Source organism: Pseudomonas sp. SJZ103 (genome assembly GCF_007828335.1).
Taxonomy (GTDB): domain Bacteria; phylum Pseudomonadota; class Gammaproteobacteria; order Pseudomonadales; family Pseudomonadaceae; genus Aquipseudomonas.
This window is the reverse complement of record NZ_VIUN01000004.1, coordinates 168,985-184,803: the sequence shown is the minus strand read 5'-3', so window position 1 is coordinate 184,803 and position 15,819 is coordinate 168,985. Positions and strand designations below refer to the sequence as shown.

The following is a 15,819-nucleotide window of genomic DNA, read 5'->3' as shown; positions in this document are numbered from 1 at the left end:
CCAAGATGCGAACTGTATTGCTGACGGGGTTCGAGCCCTTTGATCAAGACCTGGTGAATCCTTCTTGGGAAGCGGTGCGCCAGTTGGATGGCGTGCAACTCGACGATGATGTGCGGATTGTTGCGCGCCGATTGCCCTGTGCGTTTGCCACGGCGGGTGAGTGCCTGCTCCAACTGATCAGTGAGCTGCGCCCGGCAATGGTCATTGCCACTGGGTTGGCCCCCGGGCGCAGCGAAATATCCATCGAGCGGGTGGCGATCAACGTCAACGATGCGCGCATCCCCGATAATCGGGGGGAGCAGCCCATCGACACGGCGGTCGTGGTCGGCGGCCCTGCGGCCTACTTCTCGACGCTGCCGATCAAGGCCATGGCCAGGGCGGTGCGCGAGGCGGGGATTGCGGTTTCGGTATCGCAGACGGCGGGCACCTTTGTGTGCAACCAGGTGTTCTACCGCTTGCAACACGAACTCGCGGGCTCGGGTGTACGCAGTGGTTTTATCCACGTGCCGAGCCAGCTTGGAGCGGGCCTGGTCGATGGGCTGCGCATCGCGGTGTCGACGGCATGGAATACCCCGGTGGACGTGGTGGAGGTCGGCGGTCAGGTGAGTTGACTTCTTACGTGATGCGGTAAGCTCGACTACAGTTCAGCTACATTCCTGTGTTGGATAATCGTCATGATCAAGTGCTCGAAATTCGTATCTGTTGCGCTTACGCTTGTGTTGTTTGCCGCTGGCGGTACAGCTTTGGCTGATCCAGGCAATGGCAAGGGGCAAGGCAACGATAAAGGCAATGGTCACGGCGGGCAGGGGCATGACAAGCCCAAGGGCAAAGGTGCAGCAGGCAGTCATGGCCCCAGCGTCGACCGTGGCAGCGTGCTGAATGTGTTGGGCGGTTATCGCGACTACTGGAGCCCAGGGCCTGCCTTGCCGCCTGGTATCCAGAAGAACCTGGCACGCGGCAAGCCGCTGCCGCCGGGCATTGCCAAGAAACTGGACGGGCGTTTGTTGGGCCGTTTGCCCCATTACGATGGGTACGAGTGGCAGCAGGCGGGCACCGACTTGATACTGGTGGCCATCGCGACGGGCATCATCTACGAAGTCCTCAATGGCGCCCTCGATTGAGCTGACGTTGTCACCAGCATGGTTCTCGACGCCGCCGTGTTCTTGCCGGCGTCGGTGGCGTTTACAAGCCGCCAGGTGATCCGTAGATTGCATTGCGCCGATTATTCGTTTCAGCTCACTAGGAAACCCCGCAGTGTCCATCCGAGGTTCAGCCGTATTTGCCCGCCCTTACCGCGCCTTTCTGTTCGATATGGATGGGACTTTGCTCAATTCGATTGCCGCCGCCGAGCGGGTATGGAGTATCTGGGCTGAACGCCATGGGTTGGAGGTGGCGACGTTTCTGACCACCATCCATGGCGCCCGGGCAATCGACACCATCACGCGCCAGGCTTTGCCCGGCGTCGACCCAGAGGTTGAAGCACAGTGGATTACCGAGGCTGAAATCAATGACGTGGAAGGCGTCGTTGCGATTGCCGGTGCTGTCGAGTTTCTGAACCGCTTGCCCCGTGATCAGTGGGCGCTGGTCACCTCTGCACCCAGGGAGCTGGCGTTGCGTCGACTGCAAGCGGCGGGCATTGCACCGCCAGCGGTGCTGGTCACGGCTGAAGACGTGGCTATCGGTAAGCCTGACCCTGCCTGTTATGCGCTCGGTGCGCAGCGCCTGGGGGTGTCGGTGCAGGACTGCCTGGTGTTTGAGGATGCGACGGTGGGTATTCGTGCGGGGGAGGCGGCTGGAGCGGATGTGATGGTCGTGACCTCGACGCACCTCAAGCCCATGGCGACGGAGCATCCTTCGATCGATGGGTATGAACAGCTGCAGGTGCAACGCAGCGCCGATGGCTTGTTGTACTTGGCGCGCGCGAGGGGCTGACGCAGCAAGGCCGAGACGGCTAACGGCCTCGGCCTGCTTCGCGGGTGGCTGGATCAGGCGGCGCCTGCATTCGATCACTGCGCATGCCTTGGCGTGACAGCACCATCTCCCTGAGAATCTCGTTGGCGAGCCGGGCAATCGCTTCGGCACCGCGATAATGCGCGCGCACGATTCCGGTGATTGCGAAGTGATCGGTTTCCGGACCACTGAGCACGGCCGAGAGGGTACCGTCGGCGTGCAGCGTACAGGTGACCGTGTAGCTGGGCAGGCGGGCTGCCAATTCAGATTCGATTTGGGTTTTAGTGAGCGTGTCCATCTGTACCGGCACCTTTTACTGACTGTGCAAACACACCCAAGAATAGGTCCTGCTGCGAGGCTGTAAATACCAGCAATCTGATAGTGAATTACGGGGACGTCAGTGTGCGGTTTTGCGCACGATTCGCTGGCACAACTTGCGCTGCACGGCCATCTGGATAGGCTTGAGACAGAACATGAACAGGTAGCCAAACAGCAGCAATACCAGGTCCAGCCGCGAACGAGGGGCCTGGGTGCCTTCTATTTCAAGCTTCAGGCCATATTCCAAACCGACAAAGACCAGCCCTGTCAGCAGGGCGATCATCCAGGATCTGGAGAAAAATGGCTGGGTATTGCCTGGCAGCATCGACGTGCTCCCAATTGCACACTGATGGCGAGATATCAGTCAGGGGATTCGGTTGCAGAGGGTGTAATAAGTTCCAGGCGTGAAGATAGTTTCATCTTGATTCATGGATGAGCATGCGGCAAAAAACGGTTCGCGCAACAAAGACAAAAGCAGTCCGAGGAGGTTTTCGCCAGCCGTTACAGTGAACGAAAGGGCTGGCTACTGAGGGCGCTTCAAGGCGTCTGGTTTTTGTCCGGAGCGGTCAGGCCGGCCTGGATGCGCTGGTAAATCTCCTCGCGATGCACGGCAACATCCTTGGGGGCGTTGATGCCGATTCGTACTTGCTGGCCGCTGACGCCCAGGATGGTGATCGTAATGTCATCACCGATGTTTATGCTTTCACCGACTTTGCGGGTGAGTATAAGCATGGACTTCTCCTTGATTACTTTTAAGGACACATGTTTCAGACAGGGCAGGTGTCGTATGTGTGTAGCTTACTGCTAAGCGCGTCCCTGTGACTGCCTCTTTTAGGACGCATAGAGGCGACATTAATTCCCATGGCGGCATCATACAGGTCTGGGATACATCATTCGCATTGTTTAAGCCAACGTTTATGACGGCCAGAATAGACAGTGAATGATAAAGTCGCTTCTTTATCCGTTGAAGGAGCAGGGCAGTGCGTAAAGTAACGATGGCAATTGCGGTGTTGGCCTTGGCCGGTTGCGGTGAAGGCAAAAGCGTCGATGCTCCCAATGCCAAGCCTGCCGTGACCGAAAGCCAGCCACAAACCGGCGCGATTGCCGCCCAGGAATGGGACCTGCGCGTTGGCCCGCCAGACCATAAGTTGCAGGCAATCACGGACCTGACCGCCTGGTTGCTCGAACACGGGTTCAGTTTTTATATCGTGAAGGTCGACGGCAAGGACGAAGTGCTGCTGGGGCCATTTGCAACCAGGGCCGAGGCCGAAGCCAAGCAGACACTGCTCAACGAGAAGATGGCACGGGCCAAGAAAACCGACACGGTGTCCGAGATCATCGAGCACAAGGCCGCGCAGTAACAGCTGGTTGGGCGGCAGGGCCGCCCATGTTCAACCGCAGGCTTTCAGGTTAACCGGGCCGACAAACTCATTGCCGCGGCCCATCACGCACGCCACCGTCTGGTTACGCTGGCGCTCCCAGGCTTGTACCGGATAGGTCTTGTTCCAAGCTTCGTACAGCTGGCGATCCTGTTTCGACAGGCGCAAGCCGTACTGCTTGCTCATGTAGAAATAAGTGCGTGCGATCATCCCGCGAATGGACGGGCGCGGCATGACCTTCTTCGCCTTGAAATTCACCTGGGTCAGGCATGAACCGTACTGCCCGCTTTGCACCGGCAGCCAGCCAAAACTGAAGTTACTTCGATCTCCATTGACCTCGCCGATGCTCGGCACCAGGTTGTGCAAATCCGCTTCGGCGCGCTTGAACACGTCGTCATTGCGCGTGCAGTTCTTGCGTCCACCGTTCTGCCAGCACTGGCGCTGATGTCCGATCTGCCAGGCCGGAACAATGTGCTCCCACTCGATGCGCGCGGCACGGTTGGCGTTTTTGCGTGGGATGTAGCCGCAGGCTTTCAAGTCAACGCGGTTGCCGGTGTATTTGCAGCCGCAATAGAACTCGGTGGATTGTGGCGAGTAGAGCTTCCAGGCGATTTTTTTGGCTTCGCTGAAGGTTCGGGGTGCCTGTGCATGGGCAGTGACAGCAAAAAGCAGGCAGCACAGAGCAATAAAACGGGCACTCATTGAATCAATCTTCCTTCGGCACAACCCAGAAAATCTGCACGCCGCCGTCATCCCGATAGGCGAGGGTAACGTTGTCGTTCTCCGCGATTTCCTCCAGCAAGCGCTGCCACTCGTCTTCTGGCTCGTCCGGCAAGCGGAAGATCAAGGCTGCCTTGGCTTTTTGGGCGCTGGTGGAGTTGATGATCTTTTGCACACGAATGGCCAGGCGTTCGTAGGCATCAGGTGGGGTTAATGCTGCTGAGGAGGGCTTTGCCACGGAGTGTTCCTTAGTAAGCTGTACGTGCATACAGTATTTAACTGTAGGCAATTTCGCAACTGCTTAAAATTTAATAAGTTCGTCTTACGGCGGTTTAGGTGATTTGGTGTAGGGCGGGGAGGTGTTGGTTGCGGGATTTACACATGAAGTAGAGGCGGGTAAACCCGCCTCTACAGAGATGTCATCAGGAATCAATATTCCCAGAACATCCGCTGCAGTTCTTTGCTGTCCTGGGTCTTGGTCAGTGCGACCATCGCCAGAATCCGGGCTTTCTGCGGGTTCAGGTCAAGAGCGGCGACCCAGTCGTACTTGTCGTCCGGCTGTTCGGCATTACGCAGCACCATGCCCCCGGCATTCACGTGGGAAGAACGGATGATCTGCACACCTTGCTTGCGCAACTCCACCAGCGCAGGGACCACTTTGGACGACACCGAACCATTGCCGGTGCCGGCGTGGATGATGGCTTTGGCGCCAGCCTGGGCCAGTGCCTTGTAGGCGGTGTCGCTCACGTTGCCGTAGCCGTAGGCGATTTCAACATCGGGCAAGCTCTTGATGTTCTTGATGTCGAATTCCGAGTCCATGGTGTGACGCTTGGCCGGCAGGCGGAACCAGTAGGACTTGCCTTCAACGACCATCCCCAGCGGCCCCCATGGGCTCTTGAAGGCTTCGGTCTTGATATTGATCATTTTGCTGACGTCGCGACCCGATTGGATCTCGTCATTCATAGTCACCAGTACGCCTTTGCCGCGTGCGTCCTTGCTGCCGGCCACGGCTACCGCGTTGTACAGGTTGAGCATGCCGTCAGCCGACATGGCGGTGCCTGGGCGCATGGAGCCGACCACCACGATAGGCTTGTCGGTTTTTTCCACCAGGTTCAGGAAGTAGGCGGTCTCTTCCAGGGTGTCGGTACCGTGGGTGATCACGATGCCGTCCACGTCCTTGCTGTCGGCCAGTTCGGCGACGCGGCGACCCAGTTGCAGCAAGTTTTCGTTGTTGATGCTTTCGGACGCAATTTGCATCACTTGCTCGCCACGCACATTGGCGATCTGGCTAAGCTCAGGAACACCGGCAATCAATTGCTCGATACCGACTTTGGCGGCCTGGTACGTCGCACTGTTGGCGGCGCTGGCGCCCGCGCCGGCAATGGTACCGCCGGTGGCGAGGATGACCACGTTGGACAATTTGGTCTTGGATTCAACGTCCTTTGCCTGGGCGGCAACGGGGAACAGCAGCAGAAGGGCCAACGCCCCCGGAACAAAGTTCTTCAATGCAGATTTCATTATTTTTCTCTCTGGTTTTTGATGAGTGCTGTAGCAGGTTCATCTAGAACACCTGGGCAGTGCTGAATGCCGTCAGGCGCTGTGTAGGAGCAGGATCTGTACCATGCTGAATATGTTTGCGTATATAAATTAAACTGTTGATATATATAGATTTTTATCTGTTTTGTGATGGTTTTTCGGTCACTGGATGTCCGGCTTTCCGAACAACCTGGGGTGTGGCGTTCGGTTGTCCGAAAGTTATGACGAAAGAATCCTGTGTCTTGCGCCAAAACCTGTCGTTTCAGAGAACGACCGAACGCGGCAGATGTTTAAGAACGGCTCTCGGAGGACGCGAGAGCCGGGGCTAGAGGCCTTGCATGAAAGGCCATATTCTAGCGTTGACAAATCTCGACAAGGTTCTCATAGTTTGGTTAACGCAAACGTTTGCGAGATGTTTCATGGGGCTCTCACTGAGTCTCCTGTCAGCTCGTATCAGCCCCCCGGGTGGGAGGGCGCCCGAAGCACACTTCGGTGCAAGAGTTGCCCACAATAATCATAAGATCGGAGTGAACCCATGAAGCTGCCATTCGCTGGACGTCTTCTTGCTGTCGCTGTGCTTGCTGCCGCATCCGCCGCCTTACCTTTCTCCTCTGCATTCGCTGATGACGCTGCCGCCAAACCCAAGGTCGGCCTGGTGATGAAATCCCTCGCCAACGAATTTTTCGTGACCATGCAGGACGGTGCCAAGGCGTACCAGAAAGACCATGCCGCCGATTTCGACATGATCACCAACGGCATCAAGGACGAAACCGATACCAGCGCGCAAATCGGTATCGTCAAGCAGATGATCCTGGCCAAGGTCAATGCCATCGTTATCGCGCCCGCTGATTCCAAGGCACTGGTAAAAGTGCTGGAGGATGCCTCTAAAGCCGGGATCAAGATCGTCAACATCGATAACCGCCTGGATCCGGGCGTGCTGAAAAGCAAAAACCTCGATATTCCCTTTGTCGGTCCCGACAACCGCAAAGGCGCCAAACTGGTGGGCGACTACCTGGCCAAGCAACTGGCTGCCGGCGACAAGGTCGGCATCATCGAAGGTGTACCGACCACCACCAACGCCCAGCAGCGCACCGCGGGCTTCAAGGATGCGATGGACGCTGCCGGTATGAAGATCGTTTCCACCCAATCCGGCAACTGGGAAATTGACCAGGGCCAGAAAGTGGCCTCGGCCATGCTGAGCGAACACCCGGACCTCAAGGCGTTGCTGGCCGGTAACGACAACATGGCCCTGGGCGCCGTCTCCGCCGTACGTGCAGCAGGCAAGGCCGGTAAGGTCCTGGTGGTGGGTTATGACAACATCGACGCCATCAAGCCGATGCTGCAGGACGGTCGTGTGCTGGCGACCGCCGACCAGGCGGCGGCGCAGCAAGCGGTGTTCGGTATCCAGAACGCCCTCAAGCTGGTCAAGGGTGAGAAAGTCGATGCCAAGGACGGCATGATCGAAACCCCGGTCGAACTCGTCCTCAAGAAGTAATCCTGGCAGCACCCAACAGCGTCCGTCCGCCCTGGGCGGACGCCTGGAGATTTTCCTATGTCATCTTCCGCCCCGAACGCTGTCCTCTCGGTCAGCGGTATCGGTAAGACCTATGCCCAACCGGTTCTGTCCGACATCACCCTCACGCTTAACCGTGGTGAAGTGCTGGCGTTGACCGGTGAAAACGGCGCGGGCAAAAGTACCTTGTCGAAGATTGTCGGCGGGCTGGTCACGCCGACTACTGGGCACATGCAATTCAAGGGGCAGGATTACCGTCCGGCCAGCCGCACCCAGGCTGAATCGTTGGGCGTGCGCATGGTCATGCAGGAACTCAATCTGCTTCCGACGCTGACCGTGGCCGAAAACCTGTTCCTGGATAACCTGCCGAGCCATTGTGGCTGGATCAGCCGCAAGCAATTGCGCAAAGCCGCGATCGAGGCCATGGCCCAGGTCGGTCTCGACGCCATCGATCCGGACACCCTGGTCGGCAGCCTCGGCATCGGCCATCAGCAGATGGTCGAGATCGCCCGCAACCTGATCGGTGACTGCCATGTGCTGATCCTCGATGAGCCCACCGCGATGCTCACGGCCCGCGAAGTCGAGATGCTGTTTGAGCAAATCACCCGCCTGCAGGCTCGGGGCGTGGCGATCATTTATATTTCGCATCGGCTCGAAGAGTTGGCCCGTGTTGCCCAGCGCATTGCGGTATTGCGCGACGGCAAGCTGGTCTGTGTCGAGCCGATGGCCAATTACAACAGCGAACAACTGGTCACCTTGATGGTCGGCCGGGAGCTGGGTGAACACATCGACCTGGGGCCGCGCAGCATCGGCGGCCCGGCCCTGACCGTAAAGGGCCTGACGCGCTCGGACAAGGTCCGCGATGTATCGTTTGAAGTGCGTGCCGGTGAGATCTATGGCATCTCCGGCCTGATCGGCGCCGGTCGTACAGAGTTACTACGCCTTATCTTCGGTGCCGACCTGGCCGACAGCGGCACTGTGGCCCTGGGTTCGCCGGCCCAGGTGGTGAGTATCCGCTCGCCAGTGGATGCAGTCAGTCATGGCATTGCTCTGATTACCGAGGATCGCAAGGGCGAAGGGCTGCTGCTGACCCAGTCGATCAGTGCGAATATCGCGCTGGGCAACATGCCGGAAATTTCCGGCGCCGGGGTGGTGAATACGCGAGATGAGACGGCATTGGCCAAGCGCCAGATCGACGCCATGCGGATCCGCAGCTCCAGCCCGGCGCAATTGGTGTCCGAACTGTCCGGTGGTAACCAACAGAAAGTGGTGATCGGCCGCTGGCTGGAGCGCGACTGCTCGGTGATGCTGTTCGACGAGCCTACTCGCGGCATCGACGTCGGTGCCAAGTTCGACATTTATGCCTTACTGGGTGAATTGACTCGCCAGGGCAAGGCGCTGGTGGTGGTATCCAGTGACCTGCGTGAGCTCATGCTGATCTGTGACCGCATCGGCGTGCTGTCCGCCGGGCGCTTGATCGAGACCTTCGAGCGCGACAGCTGGACCCAGGACGAATTGCTCGCTGCCGCCTTTGCCGGCTATCAGAAACGTGATGCGCTGCTCAACGACGCAGTGCTTAGGGATACCCCATGAAACTAACAACTTCCCCCGGTAAAACCGGCGGCAACTTCTACGGCCTGGGCACCTACCTGGGGCTGGCCGGTGCATTGCTGGCGATGATCGCGCTGTTTTCGGTGCTCAGTGATCACTTCCTGTCCTATGACACGTTCAGCACTCTGGCTAACCAGATTCCTGACCTGATGGTGCTGGCTGTGGGCATGACCTTCATCCTGATCATCGGCGGTATCGACCTGTCGGTGGGCTCGGTGCTGGCGTTGGCGGCATCGGCCGTCAGCGTGGCGATTCTCGGTTGGGGCTGGAGTGTCTTACCGGCTGCCTTGCTCGGCATGGGTTGCGCCGCGTTGGCCGGCACTATCACCGGTTCGATCACGGTGGCCTGGCGCATACCATCGTTTATCGTGTCCCTCGGTGTGTTGGAAATGGCCCGTGGCGTGGCGTACCAGATGACCGGTTCGCGTACGGCTTACATCGGCGATTCGTTTGCCTGGCTCTCCAACCCGATCGCCTTCGGCATTTCGCCGTCGTTTATCATCGCTTTGCTGGTGATCATTGCCGCCCAACTGGTATTGACCCGCACCGTATTCGGTCGTTACCTGATCGGTATCGGCACCAACGAAGAAGCTGTACGCCTGGCCGGGATCAATCCCAAGCCGTACAAGATTCTGGTGTTCAGTCTCATGGGCCTGCTGGCCGGTGTGGCGGCGTTGTTCCAGATTTCGCGCCTGGAAGCGGCAGACCCGAATGCCGGTTCGGGCCTGGAACTGCAAGTGATCGCCGCAGTGGTGATCGGCGGCACCAGCCTCATGGGCGGACGTGGCTCGGTGATCAGCACCTTCTTCGGCGTGCTGATTATTTCGGTATTGGCCGCCGGCCTGGCGCAGATCGGTGCCACGGAGCCCACCAAGCGCATCATCACCGGTGCCGTGATCGTGATCGCTGTGGTCCTGGATACTTACCGCAGCCGCCGCGCCAGTCGGCGAGGCTGAACCATGGCAACGATCAAGGATGTGGCCGCGATTGCAGGTATTTCCTACACCACCGTATCCCATGTGGTGAACAAGACGCGCCCGGTGAGCGAGCCGGTACGGATCAAGGTTGAAGCGGCGATCAAGCAGCTCGACTACGTGCCCAGCGCCGTCGCGCGTTCGCTCAAGGCTAAGACCACGGCCACCATAGGATTGCTGGTGCCCAACAGCCTCAACCCGTATTTTGCCGAGCTGGCCCGGGGGATCGAGGACTACTGTGAGCGTAATGGCTACTGCGTGATTCTCTGCAACTCCGACGACAACGCAGAAAAACAGCGTAGCTATTTGCGGGTGTTGCTGGAGAAGCGCGTCGACGGCTTGATCGTGACCTCGGTAGGCGGTGATGACAGCGGCCTCGCCGCAGGCTTGAGCGCGGTGCGCACGCCCATGGTGATTGTCGACCGGGCGCTGGACGGTATAGATGTCGACTTGGTGCGCATCGACCATGAGCACGGCGCCTACCTGGCGACCCGGCACTTGCTTGAGCTGGGGCATCGGGATATCGCCTGCATCGGTGGCCCGGCCCATACTCGCGTCGCGCAAATGCGCCTGACGGGATACCACCGCGCGCTCCGTGAAGCGGGAGTGGAAGTGGCGGCCAATCGCACCCTGGAGAGCGACTTCACCAGCACCGGCGGTTATGCTGCTGCCGTGCAACTGCTGGCGGAAAACCCGCCCAGCGCGATTTTTGCCAGCAACGACATGATCGGTTTCGGCGTGTTGCGCGCTGCGGCGGAGCGCAATATCCGCGTGCCCGGTGAACTGTCGGTGATCGGTTTCGATGACATTCAAATGGGCCGCTACGTGTACCCGGCGCTGACCACGGTCGGGCAGTCGATCCTGCAACTGGGTGAGACGGCGGCCGAGCTTTTACTGCGACGAATTGCAACACCCCAACTGCTGATCGATCAACGCATCGTGACGCCGAGCATCGTATTGCGCGAGTCCACGGCGCCAGTCGCCAGCGTATTCGCCCAATACCGCTGAATCGAATTGATGAGTACTGATGTATGCCAGCAAAAGTAGTGGTAATAGGCAGCTTGAACATGGACCTGGTCACCCGCGCGAGTCGGCTGCCCCGTGCCGGTGAGACCCTGATCGGCCAGACGTTTTCCACGGTGCCTGGTGGCAAGGGCGCCAACCAGGCCGTGGCATCGGCGCGACTGGGGGCCGATGTGGCAATGATCGGTTGTGTCGGTAGCGATGCCTATGGCACTGAACTGCGTGGCGCCTTGCTGGTGGAAGGTATCGATTGCCAGGCGGTGAGCACCGTGGACGGTTCCAGTGGCGTCGCCTTGATTGTGGTGGACGACAGCAGCCAGAACGCGATTGTGATTGTTGCCGGCAGCAACGGCGAGCTGACCCCCGTCTCACTGCAGGCGTCTGATGCGGTGTTGCAGGCCGCCGATGTGATTATCTGTCAGCTTGAAGTGCCGATGGATACCGTGGGCTACACCCTCAAGCGCGGTCGTGAACTGGGCAAGACCGTGATCCTCAACCCCGCGCCGGCCAGCGGCCCGTTGCCCGCTGACTGGTACGCCTCGGTCGACTACCTGATTCCCAACGAAAGTGAAGCCAGCGCACTGAGCGGCGTGACAGTCGACTCCCTCGACAGTGCAAAGGTCGCGGCGACTCGGTTGATCCAGGCGGGAGCTGGCAAGGTCATTATTACCCTGGGTGCCCAAGGTGTGTTGTTTGCCGATGGCCAGGGCTTTGAGCACTTGGTGGCGCCCAAGGTCAAGGCGGTGGATACCACGGCTGCCGGCGATACCTTTGTCGGTGGTTTTGCCGCAGCACTCGCCAGTGGCAAAAGTGAGGCCGAGGCCATCCGTTTCGGCCAGGTCGCGGCAGCATTGTCAGTCACCCGTGCCGGTGCCCAACCCTCCATTCCTACGCTGCATGACGTTCAAGGTTTTGTACCTTTATGAAAAAGACCCCTCTGCTCAATATCGCCTTGTCGCGGTTGATCGCATCCCTGGGCCATGGCGACATCCTGGTGATCGGTGACGCCGGCCTGCCAGTGCCGCCGGGGGTTGAGTTGATTGACCTGGCGCTGACCCAGGGCATTCCCGACTTCATCAGTACCTTGCGTATCGTGCTCAGTGAAATGCAGGTGGAAAGCCACGTACTGGCGGAAGAAATCCTGCTCAAGCAGCCTCCCGCGCTGACTGAGCTGAACGCGTTGACTGAACAGGCCGCCCTCGGCGAGCGACGTCTGCTCAGCCATGAACAATTCAAGCAACTGAGCCGTAACGCGCGCGCTGTCGTGCGTACCGGCGAGTGCCAGCCTTACTGCAATATCGCGCTGGTGTCCGGCGTAACCTTCTAGAGTGTCCCAACGACAAGGAGTGTTTTATGCAACGTGGTCTCCCAACCCTGAGAAATCTGTTTCGGAGTGTCCTGCTTTTGTCCGCACTCACTGCTGCCAGCGCCCAAGCGGCGGAAAAAATCGACTTGATCATCGACACCGACCCAGGCGCCGACGATGTGGTGGCCTTGCTCTTTGCCATGGCTTCCCCGGACGAATTGAACATTCGTGCGCTGACTACCGTCGCCGGCAACGTGCGCCTGGACAAGACCTCGCGTAACGCGCGCCTGGCCCGCGAGTGGGCCGGGCGCGAGGAAATCCCGGTGTACGCCGGCGCACCCAAGCCGCTGTTGCGCACACCGATCTATGCCGAGAACATCCATGGCAAAGAAGGTATTTCCGGCGTCACCGTCCATGAGCCCAAAAAGGGCCTTGCTGAAGGCAGCGCCGTTGATTACCTGATCAAGACCCTCCGTGCGGCGAAGCCTCACAGCATCACCATTGCCATGCTCGGCCCGCAGACCAACCTGGCGCTGGCATTGACTCAGGACCCGGAAATCACCCAAGGCATCAAGGAAGTGGTGGTGATGGGTGGTGCGCACTTCAACGGCGGCAATATCACCCCGGTTGCCGAGTTCAACCTGTTCGCCGATCCGATTGCAGCCGAGATTGTGCTTAAGAGTGGCGTCAAGCTGACTTACCTGCCGCTGGACGTGACCCACAAGGTGCTGACCAGTGAGGCGCGCTTGAAAAAGATCGCCGACATCAACAACAACGCGAGCAAGGTTGTCGGCGATATTCTGAATGAGTACGTCAAGGGCGATATGGAGCACTACGGCATCCCGGGCGGACCGGTACATGACGCCACTGTTATCGCTTACTTGCTCAAGCCGTCTTTGTTCACGGGGCGTCAGGCCAATATGGTGGTGGACAGTCGCGAAGGCCCGACCTTCGGCCAGACCATCGTTGATTGGTACGACGGCCTGAAGCAGACAAAGAATGTGTTTTGGGTTGAGAACGGCGACGCCCAGGGCTTCTTCGATCTGCTCACCGAGCGCCTTGCACGCTTGAAGTAACCCGGTCGACGTTCGTCAGCTGGTTCTCATTCCCGCTCGGGGTCTTGTGCCCCCATGTGGTCGGCCGGGTATTTTTCGAATACCTGGCCGATGAATGCTTGCGCCGCCTGGGTGCCGAGTTCCTTGACCAGCAGGTCGATACCGATGATTGCCAGTTCCTCCGGGCTTCCTGGGCTGTAGGAACTTTGCCCTTGGGGCCACTTGGCTTTGATGTCGGCTTGGAGCGTTACGGTGGTCATGGAAGTCTCACGGGTTGAAATACTGGGCAGTGCGCTGGAACGCGGCTCTAACGGGCGCAGTTAATCATTTTGCGCGGGGTTTGGCACTGCTACTTAGGCATGAAGCAGGCGCTGTGCGACACTGTCCCCCTGTTTAATTGCCGGGGGACCCCGCGTGCAGATCGATTTGAGTAACCCCGAGAACCTGACCCTGGCCGCCGTGCGCCAACTGATCGCCAGTGCCAGTGATGACGAACATACCCAGTTGCGTGTGACCAAGGCTGGGATTGCCTACATATCTTCGGGGGTGGTGGGAGGCACTGATATCGACGGCCTGCTGTTTCGCCTGGAGACCTGGGCCAAGGGCTCCGGTTATGTCGGCAACGTCGCAGCCAGCGACGAGGTCTGGGTCACACAGATTTTTAATGCGCTGAAGCAAAACTGGCCGAAGCCGCCATTTGATTACATCGACATCTACTGATTACGTTCATATTTGGTCACGATTGATCGGGCGAATGCTTGCTGATAGTCGGGCAGACTTGCCTATCGGCGGTTTACGTTTTGAAACCTATCATCCAGACCGCTGTCGCAAGATCTCTGTTCATTTTTCAATAGGAGGCTTCATGCCTTGGAAGCTCGCATCATTCGGTACTTTGTTGGCAGCACTCGCGTTGGCGGGTTGCAGCACCCCGGGTGCCTCTGAGCCAGCCAAAGACGCCGCCGTGACCGATGCCGGTCATAGCCGCTGTGAGTCGAAGGCCGCCGAATTCAGCATTGGCCAGAAAGCCTCGCCGCAGTTGCTGGAGCAGGCCCGTACCCGCGCTGGCGCGCAGAACGCACGGATTCTCAAGCCCAACGATATGATCACGCTGGAATACCGCTCCGACCGCTTGAACCTGAATACCGATGACAATCTGGTGGTCACGCGCGTTAATTGCGGCTGATCGTTTCCAGGCTTTTGCAACGCCCATAAAAAACCCCGTCACATGGACGGGGTTTTTTTAGCTCAGCGGAGAATTACTCGCCGCGAACCTGTGCAGCTTGCATACCCTTTTGGCCTTTCTCAGCCACGAAGGAGACGGTTTGGCCTTCTTTCAGGCTTTTGAAACCGTCGCTTTCGATAGCTTTGAAGTGTACGAACAGGTCGTCACCGCCACCTTGAGGAGTGATGAAGCCGAAGCCTTTTTCATCGTTGAACCATTTAACGGTGCCGGTTTGGCGATTAGACATGGTGTATCTCCAAGAAACATATATTTTCAGTAGTGCTGTGCTGCTCAGGCCAACTGGGCACACTGGGCTATCATAGTCGAAATGTTCGGCTTGGGAGCCCCCCCAAGGCATTGTTTGCTAATCAATAGCGTTGCGTTTGGTGCTTGTGTCGGCTGAAAGCCCCGATTTACGGGGCTTCGGCACGAAATATAAGCTGGTAAAAAAAGCCGTAAAAGCTGCGTAATTTGTGAGAAATGGCAGTTTTCGGGCTGTTTTTCCGGCAAAACGGACGTCTGATCAGGGCCCGATCTTACTTTTTCTTCACGACTTTGCAGGACGAAATAGCCGCGACCGCTTTGTTTTTAAGCTCCGGGCTGGCGTTCTGGTTGGTCATGAGTTCCTTGATTTCTGCTGTGCTCAATTCGGCGTTGATCTTGTCAGCGCCACATTCGCAATGGGCCTTGGCAGTTTTGGCATCAACGTTCTGGCTGGCAGCTGCGCTGCAGTCGCTGACGAAGCTGTCGCGGGCGCCCGCTGGCCAATTGGACGGGGCGGCGGCCTGCGCGCCGAGGGAAAGGAGGCTCAGGGTAGCGGCGAGAGCGAGGGTAGAGGTGAAACGCATCATGGGATGCTCCTTTGGGTCGAGGACGAACGGCGATTCTCAGTGGGTTTGAGGCATGGCGTACAGCCCAAGTTCACTTTTGCAGCTATAAAGGCTGGAATTTGTCTTTAACATCAGGTGTGCCCGGCGCGATGACCGTTCATCTGTGCTAGCATCTTCCGCTTGGCTAATTCCGGGTGCGCCATTTGCCGCCTTGCCATGTTTCTTTTTAGCTCACTCCAGTCACTGTGGTTCGATTATCGGTTGGCCGAAAGGCTCCTGCCGCTGTAAGGCAGGCGTTCATCACTGAACGGCCTGGTGTTGGATCTTGTACTGGCTCATCCCAACCCACGTGACCTTTGGTAGGGGTCACCACTAGGAGAGG

The 15,819-nt window shown here is 58.5% G+C and carries 22 protein-coding genes; 13 read left to right on the top strand and 9 right to left on the bottom strand.

Annotated elements, in window-relative coordinates:
- Positions 1-5: 5 nt before the first annotated feature.
- The 3 genes from pcp to FBY10_RS11705 all read left to right on the top strand — a co-directional run bounded on the left by pcp (position 6) and on the right by FBY10_RS11705 (position 1,932).
- Positions 6-611, top strand: a complete 606-nt coding sequence (gene pcp / locus FBY10_RS11715; RefSeq protein WP_145336289.1) for a pyroglutamyl-peptidase I — start codon at positions 6-8, stop codon at positions 609-611.
- A gap of 63 nt (positions 612-674) precedes the next feature.
- Positions 675-1,121 (top strand): anti-virulence regulator CigR family protein, encoded by a 447-nt coding sequence (locus FBY10_RS11710; RefSeq protein WP_145336287.1) that lies wholly within the window; start codon positions 675-677, stop codon positions 1,119-1,121.
- A gap of 133 nt (positions 1,122-1,254) precedes the next feature.
- Complete coding sequence (locus FBY10_RS11705; protein WP_145336285.1) at positions 1,255-1,932, top strand: HAD-IA family hydrolase; 678 nt, start codon at positions 1,255-1,257, stop codon at positions 1,930-1,932.
- Between the two features lie 19 nt (positions 1,933-1,951).
- On the opposite strand, the gene FBY10_RS11700 is transcribed toward FBY10_RS11705, so the two are convergent.
- The 3 genes from FBY10_RS11700 to csrA form a co-directional block, all read right to left on the bottom strand.
- Entirely contained in the window at positions 1,952-2,248 is a 297-nt protein-coding gene (locus tag FBY10_RS11700) for a hypothetical protein (RefSeq protein ID WP_145336283.1), read from the bottom strand.
- 99 nt (positions 2,249-2,347) lie between these two features.
- Complete coding sequence (locus tag FBY10_RS11695) at positions 2,348-2,593, bottom strand: hypothetical protein (RefSeq protein WP_145336281.1); 246 nt, start codon at positions 2,591-2,593, stop codon at positions 2,348-2,350.
- Positions 2,594-2,805: 212 nt separating this feature from the next.
- Positions 2,806-3,000: a carbon storage regulator CsrA gene (gene csrA, locus FBY10_RS11690; RefSeq protein WP_003192511.1), complete on the bottom strand. Its 195-nt coding sequence runs from the start codon at positions 2,998-3,000 to the stop codon at positions 2,806-2,808.
- 263 nt (positions 3,001-3,263) lie between these two features.
- Here csrA and FBY10_RS11685 point away from each other — a divergent pair, with 263 nt between their 5' ends.
- Positions 3,264-3,629 (top strand): SPOR domain-containing protein, encoded by a 366-nt coding sequence (locus FBY10_RS11685; protein ID WP_167656391.1) that lies wholly within the window; start codon positions 3,264-3,266, stop codon positions 3,627-3,629.
- A 30-nt stretch (positions 3,630-3,659) separates the two neighbouring features.
- Here FBY10_RS11685 and FBY10_RS11680 read toward each other — a convergent pair whose 3' ends face one another.
- From FBY10_RS11680 to FBY10_RS11670, 3 genes are all read right to left on the bottom strand, one after another.
- Positions 3,660-4,349 carry an endonuclease gene (locus FBY10_RS11680; RefSeq protein ID WP_145336279.1) on the bottom strand — a complete coding sequence of 230 codons (690 nt, stop codon included), beginning with the start codon at positions 4,347-4,349 and terminating at the stop codon, positions 3,660-3,662.
- A gap of 4 nt (positions 4,350-4,353) precedes the next feature.
- The gene (locus tag FBY10_RS11675) at positions 4,354-4,605 is read right to left on the bottom strand and encodes a DUF1654 domain-containing protein (protein WP_178116737.1); all 252 of its coding nucleotides are present in this window, start codon (positions 4,603-4,605) and stop codon (positions 4,354-4,356) included.
- 191 nt (positions 4,606-4,796) lie between these two features.
- Positions 4,797-5,885, bottom strand: a complete 1,089-nt coding sequence (locus FBY10_RS11670; protein ID WP_131700534.1) for an asparaginase — start codon at positions 5,883-5,885, stop codon at positions 4,797-4,799.
- Between the two features lie 553 nt (positions 5,886-6,438).
- On the opposite strand from FBY10_RS11670, the gene FBY10_RS11665 reads away from it, so the two are divergent.
- From FBY10_RS11665 to FBY10_RS11635, 7 genes are read left to right on the top strand one after another with little or no spacing between them, the layout of a single operon-like run.
- A complete protein-coding gene (locus FBY10_RS11665; RefSeq protein ID WP_131700535.1) occupies positions 6,439-7,398 on the top strand; it encodes a sugar ABC transporter substrate-binding protein in 960 nt (319 codons plus the stop codon).
- A gap of 57 nt (positions 7,399-7,455) precedes the next feature.
- On the top strand, positions 7,456-9,009 hold the full coding sequence (locus FBY10_RS11660; RefSeq protein ID WP_131700536.1) for a sugar ABC transporter ATP-binding protein: 1,554 nt from the start codon (positions 7,456-7,458) through the stop codon (positions 9,007-9,009).
- On the top strand, positions 9,006-9,983 hold the full coding sequence (locus FBY10_RS11655; RefSeq protein ID WP_131700537.1) for an ABC transporter permease: 978 nt from the start codon (positions 9,006-9,008) through the stop codon (positions 9,981-9,983). Before FBY10_RS11660 ends, FBY10_RS11655 begins: the two co-directional genes overlap by 4 nt.
- Before the next feature lie 3 nt (positions 9,984-9,986).
- Complete coding sequence (locus tag FBY10_RS11650; protein WP_145336277.1) at positions 9,987-11,009, top strand: LacI family DNA-binding transcriptional regulator; 1,023 nt, start codon at positions 9,987-9,989, stop codon at positions 11,007-11,009.
- Between the two features lie 23 nt (positions 11,010-11,032).
- Positions 11,033-11,950 carry a ribokinase gene (gene rbsK / locus FBY10_RS11645; RefSeq protein WP_131700539.1) on the top strand — a complete coding sequence of 306 codons (918 nt, stop codon included), beginning with the start codon at positions 11,033-11,035 and terminating at the stop codon, positions 11,948-11,950.
- Positions 11,947-12,351, top strand: a complete 405-nt coding sequence (gene rbsD / locus FBY10_RS11640; protein WP_131700540.1) for a D-ribose pyranase — start codon at positions 11,947-11,949, stop codon at positions 12,349-12,351. Before rbsK ends, rbsD begins: the two co-directional genes overlap by 4 nt.
- Before the next feature lie 26 nt (positions 12,352-12,377).
- Positions 12,378-13,406, top strand: coding sequence for a nucleoside hydrolase (locus tag FBY10_RS11635; RefSeq protein WP_131700541.1), 1,029 nt, complete (start codon positions 12,378-12,380; stop codon positions 13,404-13,406).
- A 26-nt stretch (positions 13,407-13,432) separates the two neighbouring features.
- On the opposite strand, the gene FBY10_RS11630 is transcribed toward FBY10_RS11635, so the two are convergent.
- Positions 13,433-13,645 (bottom strand): hypothetical protein, encoded by a 213-nt coding sequence (locus FBY10_RS11630; protein ID WP_053128891.1) that lies wholly within the window; start codon positions 13,643-13,645, stop codon positions 13,433-13,435.
- A gap of 154 nt (positions 13,646-13,799) precedes the next feature.
- Between FBY10_RS11630 and FBY10_RS11625 the strand changes: the two genes are divergently transcribed.
- Positions 13,800-14,105 carry a hypothetical protein gene (locus FBY10_RS11625; RefSeq protein WP_131700542.1) on the top strand — a complete coding sequence of 102 codons (306 nt, stop codon included), beginning with the start codon at positions 13,800-13,802 and terminating at the stop codon, positions 14,103-14,105.
- 142 nt (positions 14,106-14,247) lie between these two features.
- Entirely contained in the window at positions 14,248-14,568 is a 321-nt protein-coding gene (locus FBY10_RS11620; protein ID WP_131700543.1) for an I78 family peptidase inhibitor, read from the top strand.
- Positions 14,569-14,641: 73 nt separating this feature from the next.
- Here the strand turns inward: FBY10_RS11620 and FBY10_RS11615 are convergent, their stop codons facing one another.
- Both FBY10_RS11615 and FBY10_RS11610 read right to left on the bottom strand, forming a co-directional pair.
- Entirely contained in the window at positions 14,642-14,854 is a 213-nt protein-coding gene (locus FBY10_RS11615; RefSeq protein ID WP_003234260.1) for a cold-shock protein, read from the bottom strand.
- 289 nt (positions 14,855-15,143) lie between these two features.
- Complete coding sequence (locus tag FBY10_RS11610) at positions 15,144-15,458, bottom strand: hypothetical protein (protein WP_131700544.1); 315 nt, start codon at positions 15,456-15,458, stop codon at positions 15,144-15,146.
- Positions 15,459-15,819 lie beyond the last annotated feature (361 nt).